Origin of the sequence: Pseudomonas kitaguniensis (assembly GCF_009296165.1) — a bacterium.
Lineage (GTDB): Bacteria > Pseudomonadota > Gammaproteobacteria > Pseudomonadales > Pseudomonadaceae > Aquipseudomonas > Aquipseudomonas kitaguniensis.
In genome coordinates this window covers 1-556 of the sequence record NZ_VUAZ01000252.1, presented here as the reverse complement: position 1 = coordinate 556, position 556 = coordinate 1, and the positions used below count along the sequence as shown (strand labels likewise).

The window sequence follows — 556 nt, the reverse complement described above, 5'->3', positions numbered from 1 at the left end:
TCCTTGAGCAATAGTGTACTCAATGGTCAGCAACACGCTTTTCGCCCCAAGGCGCCATGTAACGCTGGCACGATTCGAGCAGCATCTTAAGCGGATACTTCTTGTTGATCGGCACCAATTGGTTACGCAATGCGTCATTGGGCGCGTGCAGCGACAACGCCAGCGAAACGTCGATGTGCTTGGCCAGCTCATCGATCATCGGCACCACGCCAGAGGTCGACAGGGTCACACGGCGCTTGGAGATGCCGTAGCCCAGGTCGTCCATCATCAAATGCATGGCCGCAATCACGTTGTCGAAGTTCAGCAGCGGCTCACCCATGCCCATCATCACCACGTTGGTGATGGCACGGTCGACGGTCGCCGGGACGCTGCCAAAGGATTTGTTGGCAATCCACACCTGACCGATGACTTCGGCGGCGGTGAGGTTGCTATTGAAGCCTTGCTTGCCGGTGGAGCAGAAACTGCAGTCCAGGGCACAGCCTGCCTGGGACGAAACGCACAATGTGCCGCGTTTGCCCTGGGGAATGTAAACGGTCTCGACGCAGCTGCCGGACGC

At 58.3% G+C, this 556-nt stretch carries 1 pseudogene; it reads right to left on the bottom strand.

Annotated features, from left to right (window positions below):
• Window positions 1-556 (bottom strand): annotated as a pseudogene (locus F0169_RS27195) (radical SAM protein); the annotation flags it as partial.